The sequence below is a fragment of the Bradyrhizobium genosp. SA-4 str. CB756 genome, from assembly GCF_000473125.1.
GTDB lineage: Bacteria > Pseudomonadota > Alphaproteobacteria > Rhizobiales > Xanthobacteraceae > Bradyrhizobium > Bradyrhizobium arachidis.
Map to the genome: position 1 here is coordinate 4,038,216 of NZ_KI421499.1, position 15,601 is coordinate 4,053,816.

The window sequence follows — 15,601 nt, forward strand, 5'->3', positions numbered from 1 at the left end:
CCTGCGCGACGAGATGCCTCAGGTAGAATGGTAGCGCAAGGGGTTACGGCTTCAGATTCGGCGGCAGCGGCGGATCTTCGCGCATCAGGGTGATGGTTACCCGTCGGTTGGCCGCGAGCGAGGGATCGTCCGGAAACAGCGGCTGGGTGTCCGCCTTGCCGGAGACGGCGAAGATGTGGGACGGCGGCAGGCCCTCGCGTTCGAGTATCTGGCGCACGGCGTTGGCGCGGTCGGCCGAGAGGTCGAAGGCGCCGTAGTCGCTGCGAGTCGGCACGAATCCGGCCGCAGTGTGGCCGGCGATGGAGACGCGCAGCGGCGTCGCCTTGAGCGGGATCGCGAGCTTCTCGATCAGACGGCGGGTGCGGTCGTACGGCACCTTGGAGCCGTCGGCGAACATCGAGCGGCCATCCTGGTCGACGATCTCGAGGTTAAGACCCTGCTTGGTTTCCTCAAACATGATGTGCTTGGACATCTCGGTTAGTTCCGGCATGTCCTGCAAGGCCTGGCGCAGCGAGGCCGCGGCGAGCGCGAAATTGCGATCGACCTTGATCTTCGCGCCGGAGGTCTTGTCGCGATCCTCCTGGTCCGGGGTCGGCGTGTTGGAGGCATCCTCGGGCTGGATGTGGTCGACGTTCTTCAGCCGCGGGCGCGTCGGCAGGCCGTCGGATTCGACGATGCCCGCATAGCGCGCTTCGCTCTGCACGCCGAAGGCGTCGCGCATCGAGCCGGCGACGATCTTCAGCTTGTTGGCGTCCTGCGTCGAGAACGCGACGAGCATCACGAAGAAGCTCATCATCAGGCCCATCAGGTCGGCGAAGGTCACGAACCAGCCGTGACCACCGCCGTGAGCATCGCCGCGCTTCTTCTTGGCCATCTCGCAAGATCCCGGCGGGCGTTACGCCGGCACCGGCTCGCCCTCGGCGTGACGATGCTTCTCCGGCAGATAGGCCAGCAGCATTTCGCGCACGAGCGTCGGGCTCTTGGAGTCGCGGATCATCAGGATGCCGTCGATGATCAGGGTGCGGTTGGTCTCTTCGTCCAGCAGCTTGCCGTGCAGCTTGTCGGCGATCGGCAGACAGAACAGGTTGGCGACCAGCGCGCCGTAGAGCGTCGCGAGCAGCGCGGTCGCCATGAACGGGCCGAGCTTGGAGGGGTCGGTCATGTTGGCGAACATCTGCACCATGCCGATCAGGGTGCCGATCATGCCGAAGGCCGGGGCGCAGTCGCCGATGGCGCGGTAGATCTTGCTGCCCTCGTCGAGGTGCATCAGGAAGTTGTCGCGGTCGCGCTCGAGATTGTCGCGGATGAAGTCGAGGTCGTAGCCGTCGGCGACGTAGCGGATGCCCTTGGCCAGGAACGGCTCGTCGGTCTCGACCTTTTCGAGGCCGACCGGGCCCTGCTTGCGGGCGATCTCGGCGATACGAGCGAGCTCGTCGACGAGGTCGTGCGCCGACAGCCGGCTCATGGTGAAGGCGAACTTGGCGCCGAGCGGAAGGCCGTGCAGGAGCGCCGAGAGCGGAAAGCGGATCATGGTGGCGGAGATCGAGCCGCCGAAGATGATGATCATCGCATGTTCGGAGATGAACATGTGGAGGTCGCCGCCCATGAAGATCATCGCCGTGATGACGATGATGCCGGCCGTGAGCCCAACGCCCGTCATGATATCCATGGGAGACTCCAACGCGTCCGCAACAACGGCCGTCCTGGCCGATGGCGCGGCCCAACCCCGAACCGCATCGGAAACCCTAGAGCGCCGCCCTTAAAGCCGCGTAAAGGTTAAGTTGAACGGGACCGCCGGACCGGCGCAGCACGCTGAGGGACGCCGGCTTTGCCGGCTGCCGACAGGAATCTCAACGTTTCACTAACCATGATTGCGGCAGCAGGCGATAATGTCTCCGGCGTCGAGGCATGGGCTCGATAGCGCGCAGCCGTGACCGATTGCCTTATACAAAGCGTCGAGGTGAATCTGATGGGTTTCTGGATAGCGGGTGCGATTGGGTCGGCGATCGCTTACCTCTTCGGTTCTCTGCCTACGGGCTACCTGGCGGGGAAGCTGCTTCGAGGCATAGACATCCGTGAGCACGGCTCCAGATCCACCGGCGCGACAAACGTGTTGCGCACTCTCGGGAAATGGCCCGCGCTGGTCGTGCTTTTGGTCGATGTGCTGAAGGGCGCCGCGGCGATCGTCTTCGCCCGCTGGTTCTATCGTTGGCTCTCGACATCGCCAACTGTCACGCCGACCGTGCTCGATCTGGAAACCTGGATCGCCTGGGCCGTGTGCCTTGCTGGACTTGCCGCGCTGTTGGGGCACAGCCTTTCGATCTGGCTCAACTTCACAGGCGGCAAATCCGCTGCGACCGGGCTCGGCGCCCTGCTGGCAATGTCCTGGCCAGTCGGCTTGGGGGCTGCAATCGCCTTTGGCGTTGTGTTGGCTGCTTCTCGCATTGTGTCGCTGAGTTCGATCGTGGCCGCGCTGACTGCGATCGCCCTCGTCTGCGGCCTGGAGTAACCGCTACCCTATCGGTTACTCGTGATTGCAGGCGGCATCTACGTGATCGTCCGCCACCGCGCCAACATTCAACGGCTGCTCGCAGGGACAGAGCCGCGGTTCGGACAATTCAGTCCAGAAATCAGGTCGGGATCGTAAGGAACTGCCGAGACGTCAGCTGCTTCCAGGCGGCTGCGGCCCTGCGCCACATCCGCCGCGAGAGACAATGAAGTATCCTATGGCCCTGCGGCCTGCTCCATCGCGGGAGCCATCGCAATGTTGACGCTGTTCAGTCTTCTCACCGCGCTCCCCGCGGTGCTGGCGTTTCATCTGCTCGCGCCGGAGCTCGTACTTCCGGCCTTCAGCGCGCTGCTCTTCGTCGAGGCCGCCTTCGCCGTGGTTGCGGCGCGCTTGCTTCACAGTTCCGACAGCACGGATGAGATCACGCTGTGGGATCTCGCGGGCGGCTTCACCCTGATCGGATGCGCCGCCGCGGTGTTCGGCGAGCCGGATCAGGCCGCCCTGTTTCTGACAGAGCAGCAGGGCCTACGGCCGGCGTCGCAGCCGTAGGCCGTTTCATCGCCCGCTCAGTGAATCTCCGCCGAGCGCTTCAGCGCGGCCTTGAGCTTCTCCAGCGAGAAGTCGGGGCTGCGCGCGATCTCCAGGATCGGCGTCTCGCGGCGACCGCAAAGCTCGGCGGCCTCCGGCAGCTTTGCGGCGACATCGAGCGGGATCACGATGGCGCCGTGCTGGTCGGCGTGGATGAGGTCGTCGGACTTCACCGTCATGCCGGCGACGCGCACTTCGCCACCAAAGCTCTCCGCATGCACCCATGCATGCGACGGGCCGATCGAGCCGGCCAATGCCTGGAAGCCAGGGGCCCATTGCGGAATGTCGCGGATCGAGCCGTCGGTGATGACGCCGAGGCAACCGAGCGCCTTGTGCACATTGCTCTGCACCTCGCCCCAGAACGCGCCGTAGCCGACATCGGGACCGTCGATGTCCTGGATCACCGAGATGCGCGGGCCAAAGCCGGTGCCGACATATTCGTAATATTCGATGCGGCGCTTCGACTGCTCTTCAGGAGGCAACGACGATTTCAGCACCGAGCGGATCGCGACCGTGCGGGCGTAGCCGACGATCGGCGGCAGGTCGGGGAACGGGCAGACCAGTTGCTTGGTGGTGTAGCCGATCAGGCGGCGTTCGGGCGCCACGATCTCCATGGCATTGCAGATCGTCGGCGTGTCATAGCGGCCCAGCGCTTCGAGGACGGAAGCGGGCAGCGGCCCGGTCGCGGTATCAGTCACGGCGTTCTCTCCCAGATTGGCGGCCGCTGTTGGCGCGGTGCCGCCGGCACAGGGCGATATAGCCGAGATCGGGTCTCAACCCAATCGGGACGTCCTCGTGGCAGATATCCGCGTGGGCCCGCTCAGTGCAGCCGGCCGGGACGATCGTCGTCGTGCGGCGGGTCGGACAGATTTGCCAGCGTCGGCGCCGACGGCGGCGACGGCACCTCGCCGCCGGCAGGCGCAGCGGCCTCCGTTGCCCGCGCCTGGTCGCGATAGGATTTGTAGCCGAGCGGCAGGCAGAGCAGATACAGCACCGTCCCGATCGAGAGCACGTGCCAGGGATAGGCGATCAGGATCGCGATGAAGACGATCACCGCGACGAACGCCGGCAGCACCAGCTCGGGCGGCACGCGCATGCGCTTGGTCTTGCCCGAGAACACCGGCAGGCGCGACACCATCAGGAAGGCGATCAGCAGCGTATAGGCCGCCGTCACCGCGACGGGCCAGCGGCCGAGATCGAGGAACGCGACATAGATCGGCAGCAGCACCGTGATGGCGCCGGCCGGCGCCGGCACGCCGGTGAAGAAATTGGCAGCAAACGCCGGCTTGTTCGGATCGTCCATGGTGGCGTTGAAGCGCGCAAGCCGCAGGCCGCCGGAGATCGCGAACACCATCGCGGCGATCCAGCCGGCATTGCCGAGCTCGTGCAGCTGCCAGAAATACAGCATCAGGCCGGGCGCGACGCCGAAATTGACGAAGTCGGCGAGGCTGTCGAGCTCGGCGCCGAATTTCGACTGGCCCTTGATCAGGCGCGCAACGCGGCCGTCGATGCCGTCGAGCGCGGCCGCGAACACGATGGCGTAGACCGCGAGCGACATCCGTCCTTCGATCGACAGGCGGATCGCGGTGAGACCGGCGCAGATCGCCAGCAGCGTGATGACGTTGGGCACCAGCATCCGCACCGGGATCGGGCGGAACCGCCGGCGGCGTACATCGGGATCTCTCAAATCATAGGGCGTCATGGCTGTCCTCACCTCAAGGCGAGATATAGCAAGCCGCGTCCCCCTCCGCCATTGCGGCCGAAGGCCCCCAGGGACAGGCTTTTGGTTAATTGGCGCGGAAAGCGCGGCTCGGGTCGTCGCCGGCAAGATCCGCCAGGATGGTCTCGCCGGCGATCGCAGTCTGGCCTTCCGATACCAGCGCCTTGGTGCCAACAGGCAGATAGACGTCAAGCCGCGAGCCGAAGCGGATCAGGCCAAAACGCTCGCCGGCGCCGATCGCCTGCCCCTCCTTGACGAAGCAGACGATGCGCTTGGCGACCAGCCCTGCGATCTGGATCACGCCGATCCGCGCCGTCGGCGTCGAGATCACCAGCGAGTTACGCTCATTGTCCTCGCTCGCCTTGTCGAGCTCGGCATTGATGAACAGGCCCGGCCGGTACGCAATGCGGTCCACCCTGCCCGCGATCGGGCTGCGGTTCACGTGGCAATTGAACACGCTCATGAACACCGAGATGCGCGGCAGCGGCCGGTCGCCGAGCCCGAGCTCGGCCGGCGGCAGCGCCATGGTGATCATCGAGACGCGGCCGTCGGCCGGCGACACCACGAGCCCCTCGCGCACCGGCGTCACACGGACGGGATCGCGGAAGAACAGCGCACACCACACGGTCAGGATCGTGCCGATCCAGCCCAGCGGCGACCACAGCCAGAACAGGATCAGGCTTGCCAGCGCAAAGCCGCCGATGAAGGGATAGCCCTCCTTGTGGATCGGCGGGATCTGACGCTGGATCGAATCGAGAATGGACATCGGTATCTGCCGCTCGAGGTTAATGGCACGGGTCGTTGCGCGGGCTTGTTTAGGCCAGAGTTGGGACCGGAGACAAGGTCACTCCGCGGCCGCCGGCGCCGCGAGGGCGTCTTCGACCGGCGGCGGCTCCCGGTTGGGCGCCTCGCTGCTGTCGGCCATCTGGGCCAGTTTCTCGCGCGCCGCCTCGGCCTCGCGCTGCCTGTTCCACATGCTGGCATAGAGGCCGCCGTGCGCCAGCAGTTTGGCGTGGGTGCCGCGCTCGGCGATGCGGCCCTGGTCCAGCACGATGATCTCGTCGGCCCCGACGATGGTCGAGAGCCGGTGTGCGATCACCAGCGAGGTGCGATTCCTGGCGACGCGGTCGAGCGCGCCCTGGATCTCGTGCTCGGTATGGGTGTCGAGCGCCGAGGTCGCCTCGTCCAGCACCAGGATCGGCGGCGCCTTCAAGACGGTGCGCGCGATCGCGACGCGCTGCTTCTCGCCGCCGGACAGTTTCAGGCCGCGCTCGCCGACCTGCGTCTCGTAGCCCATCGGTGCCATGCGGATGAAATGGTCGATCTGCGCGAGGCGCGCCGCCTCCTCGACGTCGGCATCGCTGGCGCCCCAGCGGCCGTAGCGGATGTTGTAGCGGATGGTGTCGTTGAACAGCACGGTGTCCTGCGGCACCATGCCGATCGAGGCGCGAAGGCTGGCCTGCGTGACCTCGCGAATGTCCTGGCCGTCGATCAGGATCTTGCCGCCGGAGACGTCGTAGAGGCGGAACAAGAGACGCGAGATCGTCGACTTGCCCGCACCGGACGGACCGACGATCGCAACCGTCTTGCCGGCCGGCACCTCGAAGCTGATGCCTTTCAGGATCGGCCGCGTCGGCTCATAGGCAAAGCGCACGTCCTCGAAGCGGACCGTGCCGGCGGACACGGTCAGCGGCGGCGCACCGGGGACGTCCTTGATCTCGGCCTCGCGGCCGAGCACGCCGAACATCTTCTCGATGTCGATGATCGCCTGCTTGATCTCGCGATAGACCATGCCCATGAAATTCAGGGGCTGGTAGAGCTGGATCATCATGGCGTTGACCAGCACGAAATCGCCGACCGTGTTGGTGCCGTTGCGCACGCCGATCGCGCACATCAGCATGGTCGCGGTTAGCCCGAGCGTGAAGATCACGGCCTGGCCGGTGTTGAGCACGGCCAGCGAAGTGTAAGTGTGGACGCTCGCCTCCTCGTAGCGCGCGACCGACTTGTCGTAGCGCTGCGCCTCGCGGGTCTCGGCGCTGAAATACTTCACGGTCTCGTAGTTGAGCAGCGAGTCGATCGCCTTGGTGTTCGCCTCGGTGTCGGAATCGTTCATCTTGCGGCGGATGCCGATCCGCCACTCGGTCGCGATGTAGGTGTAGTACATATAGACCGTGACCGTGATCAGGGTTGCGACCACGTAGCGCCAGTCGAACTGCCAGAGCAGCACCGCCATCAGCAGCGAGACCTCGACGATGGTCGGGATCAGCTGCAGGATCACCATGCGCACGATGACCTCGATGCCCTCGCGGCCGCGCTCGAGCACGCGCGTCAGGCCGCCGGTCTTGCGCTCGAGGTGAAAGCGCAGCGACAGCTCGTGCATGTGGACGAAGGTGATGGTGGCGAGCTTGCGCACCGCATGCATGGCGACGCGGGCGAAGATGCCGTCGCGCCATTGCGTCAGCACCGCCATCAGGATGCGCATCGCGCCATAGCTCGCGGTGAGCAGCAGCGGCGAGGCGATCACCCAGAGGTGCCAATTGTCGGCCGCCACCGGCGCGGTGTTGGCGCCGGTCAGCGCGTCGGTCGCCCATTTGAAGCTGAACGGGACCGCCAGCGTGATCAGCTTGGCCACGAGCAGCAGCACCATCGACCAGACCACGCGCATCTTCAGGTCGAAGCGGTCGCCCGGCCAGATATAGGGCCACAGATGCGCCAGCGTGCCCATCAAGGTGGCCCCGGCCGGCGCTCCGCCGGCAGGTTCAGGAACGTCGGCGCCGTCGAACGATTGAGGTTGGTCCATCAAGAAGCCTGAAAGCCCGCCGGATGCGGACGTCGCTGCGATTAACGGTTTTCGCCCGTCATATAGAGCCTTCCCGATGCCAGCGCACCCCGCCAGATGGCGAATCTTCGATTGTTTGTCGCCATTTACCGGTAGATTCCCGGTCAGGTCGAATCACCGATTGGGCTTGACGCCCCTTCGCTGCAATGCATCATGACACCAATGAGCACCATTAAAACCGTCTGTGTCTATTGTGGCTCCGGCCCCGGAACCAATCCCCGCTTCACCGAAGGCGCCAAGGCGTTCGGCAAGGCCCTCGCCGAGAACAACATCCGCCTCGTCTATGGCGGCGGCTCGCTCGGCCTGATGGGCTCGGTCGCGACCTCCGTGCTCGATCACGGCGGCACGGTCACCGGCATCATCCCCGAATTCCTCCGCAAGCGCGAGAACGCGCTGACGCGCGTGCAGGAGATGATCGTCACCCCCGACATGCACGAGCGCAAGCGGCTGATGTTCGAGCGCTCCGACGCTTTCGTGGCGCTGCCGGGTGGCGTCGGCACGCTGGAAGAGCTGGTCGAGCAGCTGACCTGGAAGCAGCTCGGCCGTCACGCCAAGCCGGTGCTGCTCGCCAATATCGACAATTTCTGGGAGCCGCTGTTCTCGCTGCTGTCGCATATGCGCCAGACCGAGTTCATCCGCGCCGGCCTTTCGGTCGACATCCTCAAGGCCGATCGCGTCGAGGAGATCTTGCCGAAGCTGAAGGCGGCCGCAGCCCAGATCGCCGAGGCGGAAAAGCAGCTCGCCCCGGAAGTCGCGCGCAGGCTGTAAGAGCGCTTGGTTTGAGCATGATCTTTCCGGAAAACCGCTACACACTTTTCCGGATCATGCTCTACTCGCTCGGAAACGTCACCGCCTCGATCCGGTTACCATCGGGATCGAGAACGAAGGCTGCGTAATAGCGCACACGGTCGTGTGGCCGCAGGCCCGGCGCGCCGTCGGAGACACCACCGGCGAACACCGCGGCGGCATGAAACGCATCGATCTCGGCCGTGGTCTTTGCCCGCAGGCAGATGTGCACCCCGCTCTCCGGCCCAACGCGCTGCATACCCTCGCGAAGATTGATCCAGAACTCCGGATAGGCCTTGCCGAAGCCGACCGTCCGCGGCCGCGTCACGAGACGCGTAAGGCCGAGCGTTGCGAGTGTGGCCTCGTAGAACTTTGCGGAGCGATCGAGATCGCTGACGCCGACGGAGATGTGGTCGATCATGTGACGCGCTCCCCTGCCTCCCTCTGTCATTCCGGGGCGATGCAAAGCATCGAACCCGGAATCTCGAGATTCCGGGTTCGCCTCTTCGAGGCGCCCCGGAATGACGGCACACAGTCTTACGTCGGCGCGCCCGATTTCACGAGCTTGTAGATCACCGAATCCATCAGCGCCTGGAACGAGGCGTCGATGATGTTCGGGGACACCCCGACCGTGGTCCAGCGGTCGCCGTTCTCGTCCTCGCTCTCGATCAGCACGCGCGTGACCGCCTCGGAGCCGCCGTTGAGGATACGCACGCGGTAGTCGATCAGCTTCAGGCCATCGATGTATTTCTGGTACTTGCCAAGATCCTTGCGCAGCGCGACGTCGAGCGCGTTGACGGGACCGTTGCCTTCGGCCGCCGAGATCAGGCGCTCGCCGGCGACGTCAACCTTGACCACCGCCAAGGCGACGGTGACGCGCTCGCCGTGCGAATTGTAGCGCTGCTCGACATTGACGTCGAACTGCTCGACCTCGAAATAATGCGGCACCTTCCCGAGCGTGCGGCGCGCCAGGAGCTCGAACGAGGCATTGGCGGATTCATAGGCGTAGCCCTGTGCCTCGCGCTCCTTCAATTCCTCGACGAGCCGCGTCAGCTTCGGATCGCTCTTCTCATAGGGAATGCCGGCACGATCGAGCTCGGCGATGACGTTGGAGCGGCCGGCCTGGTCCGACACCAGCACCTTGCGGTGGTTGCCGACCGTCTCGGGCAGGACGTGCTCGTAGGTCTGCGGATCCTTCAGCACGGCGGAAGCGTGGATGCCGGTCTTGGTGACGAAGGCGCTCTCGCCGACGTAAGCCGCATGCCGGTTCGGCACGCGATTGAGCATGTCGTCGAGCGTGCGCGAGACTTTGACGAGCGTCGTCAGCTTCTCTGCGGTGACGCCGACCTCGAAGACGTCGGCAAACTCCTTCTTCAGTTTCAGCGTCGGGATCAGCGAGCAGAGATTGGCGTTGCCGCAGCGCTCGCCGAGGCCATTGAGCGTGCCCTGGATCTGCCGCGCGCCGGCGCGCACCGCGGCGAGCGAATTCGCCACCGCCTGCTCGGTGTCGTTATGGGCGTGGATGCCGACATGGTCGCCGGGGATGTGTTTTGTCACCTCGGTGACGATGGCCTCGACCTCGTTCGGCATGGTGCCGCCATTGGTGTCGCACAGCACCACCCAGCGCGCGCCGGCCTCATAAGCGGCCTTGGCGCAGGCAAGCGCGAAGCTGGAATCCTCCTTGTAGCCGTCGAAGAAATGCTCGCAGTCGAGCATGACTTCGCGGCCCGCGGCCTTCGCCGCCGCGACGCTGTCGCGGATCGAGGCGAGGTTCTCCTCTTTCGTCGTCTCCAGCGCGACGCGCACCTGGTAGGCCGATGACTTTGCCACGAAGCAGATCGCGTCGGCCTTGGCCTCGAGCAGCCCGGCAACGCCGGGATCGTTGGAGACCGAGCGCCCTGCCCGCCGCGTCATGCCGAAGGCGGTGAAGCGCGCATGATTGAGCTTTGGCCTCGCCGCAAAGAATTCGCTGTCGAGCGGATTGGCGCCGGGATAGCCGCCCTCGACATAGTCGATGCCGAGATCATCCAGCATCGCCGCGATGATCTGCTTGTCGGTCAGCGTGAAATCGACGCCGTTGGTCTGCGCGCCGTCGCGCAGCGTGGTGTCGAACAGATAGAGGCGCTCTTTGCTCATTGCGGCGCTCCGAGCGTCTTCTTCATGGTGGTGTTGGCGAGCCACTCGTCATTGATGGTGACGCTGTTGCGCCGCTGGGCGGTGTAGCCGCGCTTGGCGAAGAAGTTTTGGGCGGTGTCGCTGGCATCGACGGTCAGAGCCGTTGCGCCGCGGCTGCCGGCGAGCTTCTCCAGCGCGTCGACCAGCATGGTCGCGATGCCCTGCCCGGCGACGGCCGGATGCACATAGAGCATGCGGATATGATCGGTGCCGCGCAGCGAGACGAAGCCGACGGGCGAGCCTTCCAGTGTCGCGATCAGGGTCAGGTCGGAGGCGAGGTGCTTGCCGAACTCCTCGTCCTCCGCAGCCTCCATCCAGGCCTGCTGCTGCGCCTCGCTATAGTCGTCGCCGGTCAGCTCCTCGATGCTGGCGGTGAAGATCGCGGCGAGCACCGGTACGTCATCCGGCAGGAACGGCCGCAGGCCGGGCTTTGGCAAACTCTGTCCCATCGTCCTCACCACATCCCATAGAGTTTCAGCGCGATCGCCACGGCGGCGCCGAGCAGCAGGATTTTCAGCGCGATGTAATACAGCCAGTGCCGCGGGAACGGCGTGTCGGGCCGTTTCATCGCGCGATCTCCCAGGTCGTTCCGTCCTTGGAGTCCTTGATCGCAACGCCCATCGCCGCCAGCAGATCGCGGATGCGGTCGGACTCCTTGAAGTCCTTCCGACCACGCGCCGCCGTCCGCTCCGCGATCAGCCGCTCGACCTCCGCGGCATCGACGCCGCTTGCCTGCTGCTTGCGCCCTTCCCATTGCGCAGCGCTCTCGGAAAGGAACCCAAGCAGGCGCAACGAACCCGACAATGCATCGGCATCGCCACGCAAGCCGTGCAGCGCTGCAATCGCGAGCGGCGTGTTGAGATCGTCAAGCAGCGGCTCGACCACGGATGCCGCGGGCTTACCGGGTGCAACGTCGGCCGCGACGCGATACCAGTCATCGAGCGTCCTGGCGCTCTCTTCCAGCGACTTCATGGTCCAGTCGATCGGCGAGCGGTAATGCGTCTTCAGCATGTTCAGACGCAGCACCTCGCCCGGCCAGTCCTGGAGCAGCTCGTGGATGGTGATGAAGTTGCCGAGACTCTTCGACATCTTCTCGCTCTCAACCTGCAGGAAGCCGTTGTGCATCCAGTAGTTCGCCATGCGCTCCTGGTGGAAGGCGCAGCAGGTCTGCGCGACCTCGTTCTCGTGATGTGGAAACACGAGATCGATGCCGCCGCCGTGGATGTCGAAGTGCTCGCCGAGATGCTTCCACGCCATCGCGGAGCACTCGATGTGCCAGCCGGGACGACCCTCGGCCTTGATGCCGGCCGGCGACGGCCATGACGGCTCGCCCGGCTTGGACGGCTTCCACAGCACGAAGTCGGTATTGCCCTTCTTGTAGGGCGCAACGTCGACACGGGCGCCGGCGACCATCTCGTCCAGCGAGCGGTTGGACAACGCGCCGTAGCGCGGCAAGCCGGAATTGGCCGCGTTCATTGCTTGCGGCGAGAACAACACATGGTCCTCGGCGGCATAGGCGAAGCCGCCCTTGATCAGCCGTTCGATGATCTCGCGCATCTCGACGATGTGCTCGGTTGCGCGCGGCTCGACGCTCGGCCTGAGCGCACCGAGCGCGTCAACATCGGCGTGAAACTGCTTGCCGGTCTGCTCGGTCACTTTCCGGATTGCCTCGTTCAGCGGCAGGCCGGGAAAATCGCGCGCGGCGCGGTCGTTGATCTTGTCGTCGACGTCGGTGATGTTGCGGACGTATTTGACGTGCGCCTCGCCATAGAGATGGCGCAGCAGCCGAAACAGCACGTCGAACACGATCACCGGCCGCGCATTGCCGATATGGGCGAAGTCGTAGACGGTCGGTCCGCACACATACATGCGGACGTCCTTCGCATCGAGCGGCACGAACGTGCGCTTTTCCCGGCTCAGCGTATCGTAGAGGCGTAATTCCATATGGATACCCGTCGGCTGTTGGCCGGGCGTCCAGTGCTCTCAATGTGTTTGAGAAAAGACGGCTCCAGCCAGCGAATCGCTAGCTCGTAATCTCGCAAATGATGCAAATGGCGAGGAGACCGTTCATGCCGGAACATATGGGCCATGAGGCGGCCCTGCGTCAAGGGAGCCGCGAAAATGCCGCTTTATTTCCGCAAAGCGCGGCCTCGCCGCCTTCATGGTTCGTCATCCTTAACCTTTTGAGACTATTCAGAAGCTGGCGGTTCCCCAAAGCCCCGGTATTTCCATGCGATCGATATTTGCGCTCATTTCCTGTGCCTCCATCCTTGCGGCATCCGGCGCTTTGGCCGAGACCCGTGTCTTCATCATCGCCAACCAGGCGGACGGCTACGGCATCGACCAGTGCCTGGCCAAGGGCGACAAATGCGGCGCACAGGTCGCGCGGACCTATTGCCAGTCACGGGATTTTGCCCAGGCATCGAGCTATCGGCGGGTTGATCCTGACGAAATTACCGGGTCTGTCCCCAAAACCGGCGCAAACTGCTCCCATGGCCATTGCGACGAATATGTCGCAATCACCTGCCAGCGCTGAATTCGCTCGGAGCTGGCGTACCTTAGGCCCGATCTTTGGCCCCTGAAACGACGTGACGATGCCGCAGGAAGCGGCTATGGGAGGGCGCGCTTCGGCCCTCCAAACTCACTTGGAATGTCACATTGGGCCGTGACCTCGCTAGAATGGCGGATATGCCTGAATTTCTCTCTCTCTCCCGTGCCCGCTCCCTCCTTGCCTGCACCGTGCTCCTCGGCACCGTCATGCTCGCCAACGGCGCTTTCGCGCAGGCCGGCCCGCCCCCAGGGCCGCCGCCGCAGCCGGGCCAGAACGGGCTCGGGCCGAACCCGATGTGCTCACGGCTGGAAGGCCAGCTCGCCGCGCTCGATCGCGGCGGCGGCGGTGGCGACCCCGCGCGCGAAGACCAGATCCGCCGCTATCAGGAATCCCAGAGCCGCCAGCAGGCCGAGCTCGACCGCGTCACCATGCAGGCCAAGCGCATGGGCTGCGATTCCTCCGGCTTCTTCTCGCTGTTCAACGGCCAGTCGGCGCAATGCGGCCCGGTCAACACCCAGATCCAGCAGATGCGCGCCAATCTGGACCAGATCACCGGCAATCTCGAGCGCCTGCGCGGCGGCGGCCCCGGCGGCTTCAGCCCGGAGCGCGACAATCAGCGCCGCTCGGTGCTGGCGGCGCTCGCACAGAACAATTGCGGCCCGCAATATGCCAACGCCGCGCAATCGCAAGGCGGCGGCAACTTCCTGAGCAATCTGTTCGGCGGCAACAACAACCCCAACAATCCTCAAGGCGTGCCGCCGGCCGATCTCGGCCCGCAGTCGGGCACCTATCGCACCGTGTGCGTGCGCACCTGCGACGGCGCCTATTTCCCGATCTCGTTCGCGACCGTACCGGCGCGCTTCGCCGACGACGAGAAGACCTGCAAGGCGCTGTGCCCGGCCGCGGAAGCCGTGCTCTACACCCATCGCAATCCCGGCGAGGACATGAACTCGGCGGTCTCCACCGCCGGCCAGCCCTACACGGCGCTGCCGACCGCGTTCAAATTCCGCAGCGAGTTCAACCCGTCCTGCTCCTGCAAGGCCGCCGGCCAGACCTGGGCCGACGCGCTGAAATCGGCCGACGACAAGGCCGCCGCCGAGCAGCAGGGTGACATCATCGTCACCGAGGAGAGCGCCAAGAAGATGCAGCAGCAGCGGCTCAGCAAGGGCACGCCGCAGCCTGCCAATGGCAAGAAGGGCGCGGCGCCCGCGCCGACGACGGCCACCGCACCTGCGGCAACGCCGCCGGCGGACAGCGGCGCGGCGACGACGTCCTCAGAGAACAAGCCGATCCGCTCGGTCGGGCCGACCTTCCTGCCGCAACAGCAGAAGTAAGCCCTAATCCGTCATGTCCTGTGAAGGCGGTCGCCAGGCGCGGCCGCTTCGCGGTTACTGCTCACCCTCGCGGCTCCACGGGAAGAGATTGGCCGGAAAATCCGCTGCGTAGCGCTTTCCCTTCGGGGGCGGCGGCAGCTCGTCCGGTGGATTTGGATTCGGCTCGACCACCCGCCGATAGAGATGCCAGGTGGCGTGACCGAGCACCGGCAGGGCGACAGCGAGACCGACGAAGAACGGCAGCGAGCCGATCACGAGCAGTGCCGCGACGATGAGGCCCCATCCGGCCATCGCAACCGGATTCTCCGCCACCGCTCGGAGCGACGTGCGGATCGCGTCGATCGCAGTCGCATGCCGGTCGAGCATCAACGGAAACGACACGACGCTGACGCACAAGGCCACAACCGCAAACAGGAAGCCGACACCGCAACCGACGACGATGAGCGACCAGCCTTCCGGCGTCGTCAGCACGCGCGTTGCGAAGTCGGGAATGCTTGCGGCCGCCGCGTGACCGAAGATCGTGACATAGATTGCGTTCGCGACACCGATCCAGGCCCCGAACAGGACCAGCAGGAGCACGCCGAGTTCGACCATTGCGCCGAACGACGGTGCGCGCAGCACCTTGATCGCATCCCATGCATCGACCTGCTCGCCGCGCTCGCGACGCCGGCTGAGTTCGTAGAGACCGATCGCGGCAAAAGGGCCGATCAAGGCAAAGCCGGCAGCCAGCGGAAACAGGAGCGGCAGCACCGAATAGCCGAGAACCATCCTGAACAGGACGAGGCCGAGAACGGGATAAATCACGCACACGACGATCGCGTGGCTCGGCATCGCCTGGAAATCCTCCCAACCCAGGCGCAGCGCCTCGGTCAGGTCGGACAAGCTGATCTTGCGAATGGGATCGGAGGCCGCTTCGCCGAAGACGTGCCGCCTGATGACGTCGTGGGAGTACAGAGTGGCCATGAACGGACCCTCCCGTGCTGAAAATCGCGGTTTTCGATCACGCGCGCTTTCCAGCCACGCGCATCCGCCTGTCGAGCAGGAAACGCGGTGGGCCGAGTACGACAAGTCAGGTTCAGCGAAAAGAGCCTGGCCGGAC

15 protein-coding genes and 1 pseudogene are annotated in these 15,601 nt (G+C 65.1%); 5 read left to right on the top strand and 11 right to left on the bottom strand.

All coding sequences use genetic code 11. The annotated features are described in order from the left end of the window. Nucleotides 1-43: 43 nt before the first annotated feature. Both BRAGE_RS0119935 and BRAGE_RS0119940 read right to left on the bottom strand, forming a co-directional pair. The gene (locus tag BRAGE_RS0119935) at nt 44-874 is read right to left on the bottom strand and encodes an OmpA/MotB family protein (RefSeq protein ID WP_027557274.1); all 831 of its coding nucleotides are present in this window, start codon (nt 872-874) and stop codon (nt 44-46) included. Nucleotides 875-895: 21 nt separating this feature from the next. Next, on the bottom strand, nt 896-1,669 hold the full coding sequence (locus BRAGE_RS0119940; RefSeq protein WP_018645542.1) for a motility protein A: 774 nt from the start codon (nt 1,667-1,669) through the stop codon (nt 896-898). 300 nt (nt 1,670-1,969) lie between these two features. On the opposite strand from BRAGE_RS0119940, the pseudogene plsY reads away from it, so the two are divergent. Both plsY and BRAGE_RS0119950 read left to right on the top strand, forming a co-directional pair. Continuing rightward, a pseudogene (gene plsY / locus BRAGE_RS48900) lies at nt 1,970-2,647 on the top strand (glycerol-3-phosphate 1-O-acyltransferase PlsY). A 117-nt stretch (nt 2,648-2,764) separates the two neighbouring features. After that, nucleotides 2,765-3,058, top strand: a complete 294-nt coding sequence (locus BRAGE_RS0119950) for a hypothetical protein (protein ID WP_027557273.1) — start codon at nt 2,765-2,767, stop codon at nt 3,056-3,058. Nucleotides 3,059-3,075: 17 nt separating this feature from the next. Here the strand turns inward: BRAGE_RS0119950 and BRAGE_RS0119955 are convergent, their stop codons facing one another. The 4 genes from BRAGE_RS0119955 to BRAGE_RS0119970 form a co-directional block, all read right to left on the bottom strand. Beyond that, nucleotides 3,076-3,795: an RraA family protein gene (locus BRAGE_RS0119955; protein ID WP_027557272.1), complete on the bottom strand. Its 720-nt coding sequence runs from the start codon at nt 3,793-3,795 to the stop codon at nt 3,076-3,078. Nucleotides 3,796-3,917: 122 nt separating this feature from the next. After that, nucleotides 3,918-4,799: a CDP-alcohol phosphatidyltransferase family protein gene (locus BRAGE_RS0119960; protein ID WP_027557271.1), complete on the bottom strand. Its 882-nt coding sequence runs from the start codon at nt 4,797-4,799 to the stop codon at nt 3,918-3,920. 85 nt (nt 4,800-4,884) lie between these two features. Beyond that, the gene (locus tag BRAGE_RS0119965; RefSeq protein WP_283808084.1) at nt 4,885-5,589 is read right to left on the bottom strand and encodes a phosphatidylserine decarboxylase; all 705 of its coding nucleotides are present in this window, start codon (nt 5,587-5,589) and stop codon (nt 4,885-4,887) included. Between the two features lie 72 nt (nt 5,590-5,661). After that, nucleotides 5,662-7,617, bottom strand: coding sequence for an ABCB family ABC transporter ATP-binding protein/permease (locus tag BRAGE_RS0119970; protein ID WP_027557269.1), 1,956 nt, complete (start codon nt 7,615-7,617; stop codon nt 5,662-5,664). Nucleotides 7,618-7,818: 201 nt separating this feature from the next. Here BRAGE_RS0119970 and BRAGE_RS0119975 point away from each other — a divergent pair, with 201 nt between their 5' ends. Beyond that, entirely contained in the window at nt 7,819-8,424 is a 606-nt protein-coding gene (locus tag BRAGE_RS0119975) for a TIGR00730 family Rossman fold protein (RefSeq protein ID WP_027557268.1), read from the top strand. A 61-nt stretch (nt 8,425-8,485) separates the two neighbouring features. On the opposite strand, the gene BRAGE_RS0119980 is transcribed toward BRAGE_RS0119975, so the two are convergent. The 4 genes from BRAGE_RS0119980 to cysS all read right to left on the bottom strand — a co-directional run bounded on the left by BRAGE_RS0119980 (nt 8,486) and on the right by cysS (nt 12,561). Then, nucleotides 8,486-8,863 (bottom strand): VOC family protein, encoded by a 378-nt coding sequence (locus tag BRAGE_RS0119980; protein WP_027557267.1) that lies wholly within the window; start codon nt 8,861-8,863, stop codon nt 8,486-8,488. 116 nt (nt 8,864-8,979) lie between these two features. After that, entirely contained in the window at nt 8,980-10,578 is a 1,599-nt protein-coding gene (gene cimA, locus BRAGE_RS0119985; RefSeq protein WP_027557266.1) for a citramalate synthase, read from the bottom strand. Continuing rightward, nucleotides 10,575-11,066: a GNAT family N-acetyltransferase gene (locus BRAGE_RS0119990; RefSeq protein ID WP_027557265.1), complete on the bottom strand. Its 492-nt coding sequence runs from the start codon at nt 11,064-11,066 to the stop codon at nt 10,575-10,577. The genes cimA and BRAGE_RS0119990 overlap by 4 nt, the downstream gene beginning before the upstream one ends. 115 nt (nt 11,067-11,181) lie before the next feature. Then, nucleotides 11,182-12,561 (bottom strand): cysteine--tRNA ligase, encoded by a 1,380-nt coding sequence (cysS, locus tag BRAGE_RS0120000; protein ID WP_027557264.1) that lies wholly within the window; start codon nt 12,559-12,561, stop codon nt 11,182-11,184. 286 nt (nt 12,562-12,847) lie between these two features. Here cysS and BRAGE_RS0120005 point away from each other — a divergent pair, with 286 nt between their 5' ends. Both BRAGE_RS0120005 and BRAGE_RS0120010 read left to right on the top strand, forming a co-directional pair. After that, nucleotides 12,848-13,153: a hypothetical protein gene (locus BRAGE_RS0120005; RefSeq protein WP_027557263.1), complete on the top strand. Its 306-nt coding sequence runs from the start codon at nt 12,848-12,850 to the stop codon at nt 13,151-13,153. Nucleotides 13,154-13,296: 143 nt separating this feature from the next. Further along, complete coding sequence (locus tag BRAGE_RS0120010) at nt 13,297-14,502, top strand: DUF2865 domain-containing protein (protein ID WP_027557262.1); 1,206 nt, start codon at nt 13,297-13,299, stop codon at nt 14,500-14,502. A gap of 54 nt (nt 14,503-14,556) precedes the next feature. Here BRAGE_RS0120010 and BRAGE_RS0120015 read toward each other — a convergent pair whose 3' ends face one another. Further along, nucleotides 14,557-15,465: a DUF2189 domain-containing protein gene (locus BRAGE_RS0120015; RefSeq protein ID WP_028146322.1), complete on the bottom strand. Its 909-nt coding sequence runs from the start codon at nt 15,463-15,465 to the stop codon at nt 14,557-14,559. Nucleotides 15,466-15,601: the final 136 nt, after the last annotated feature.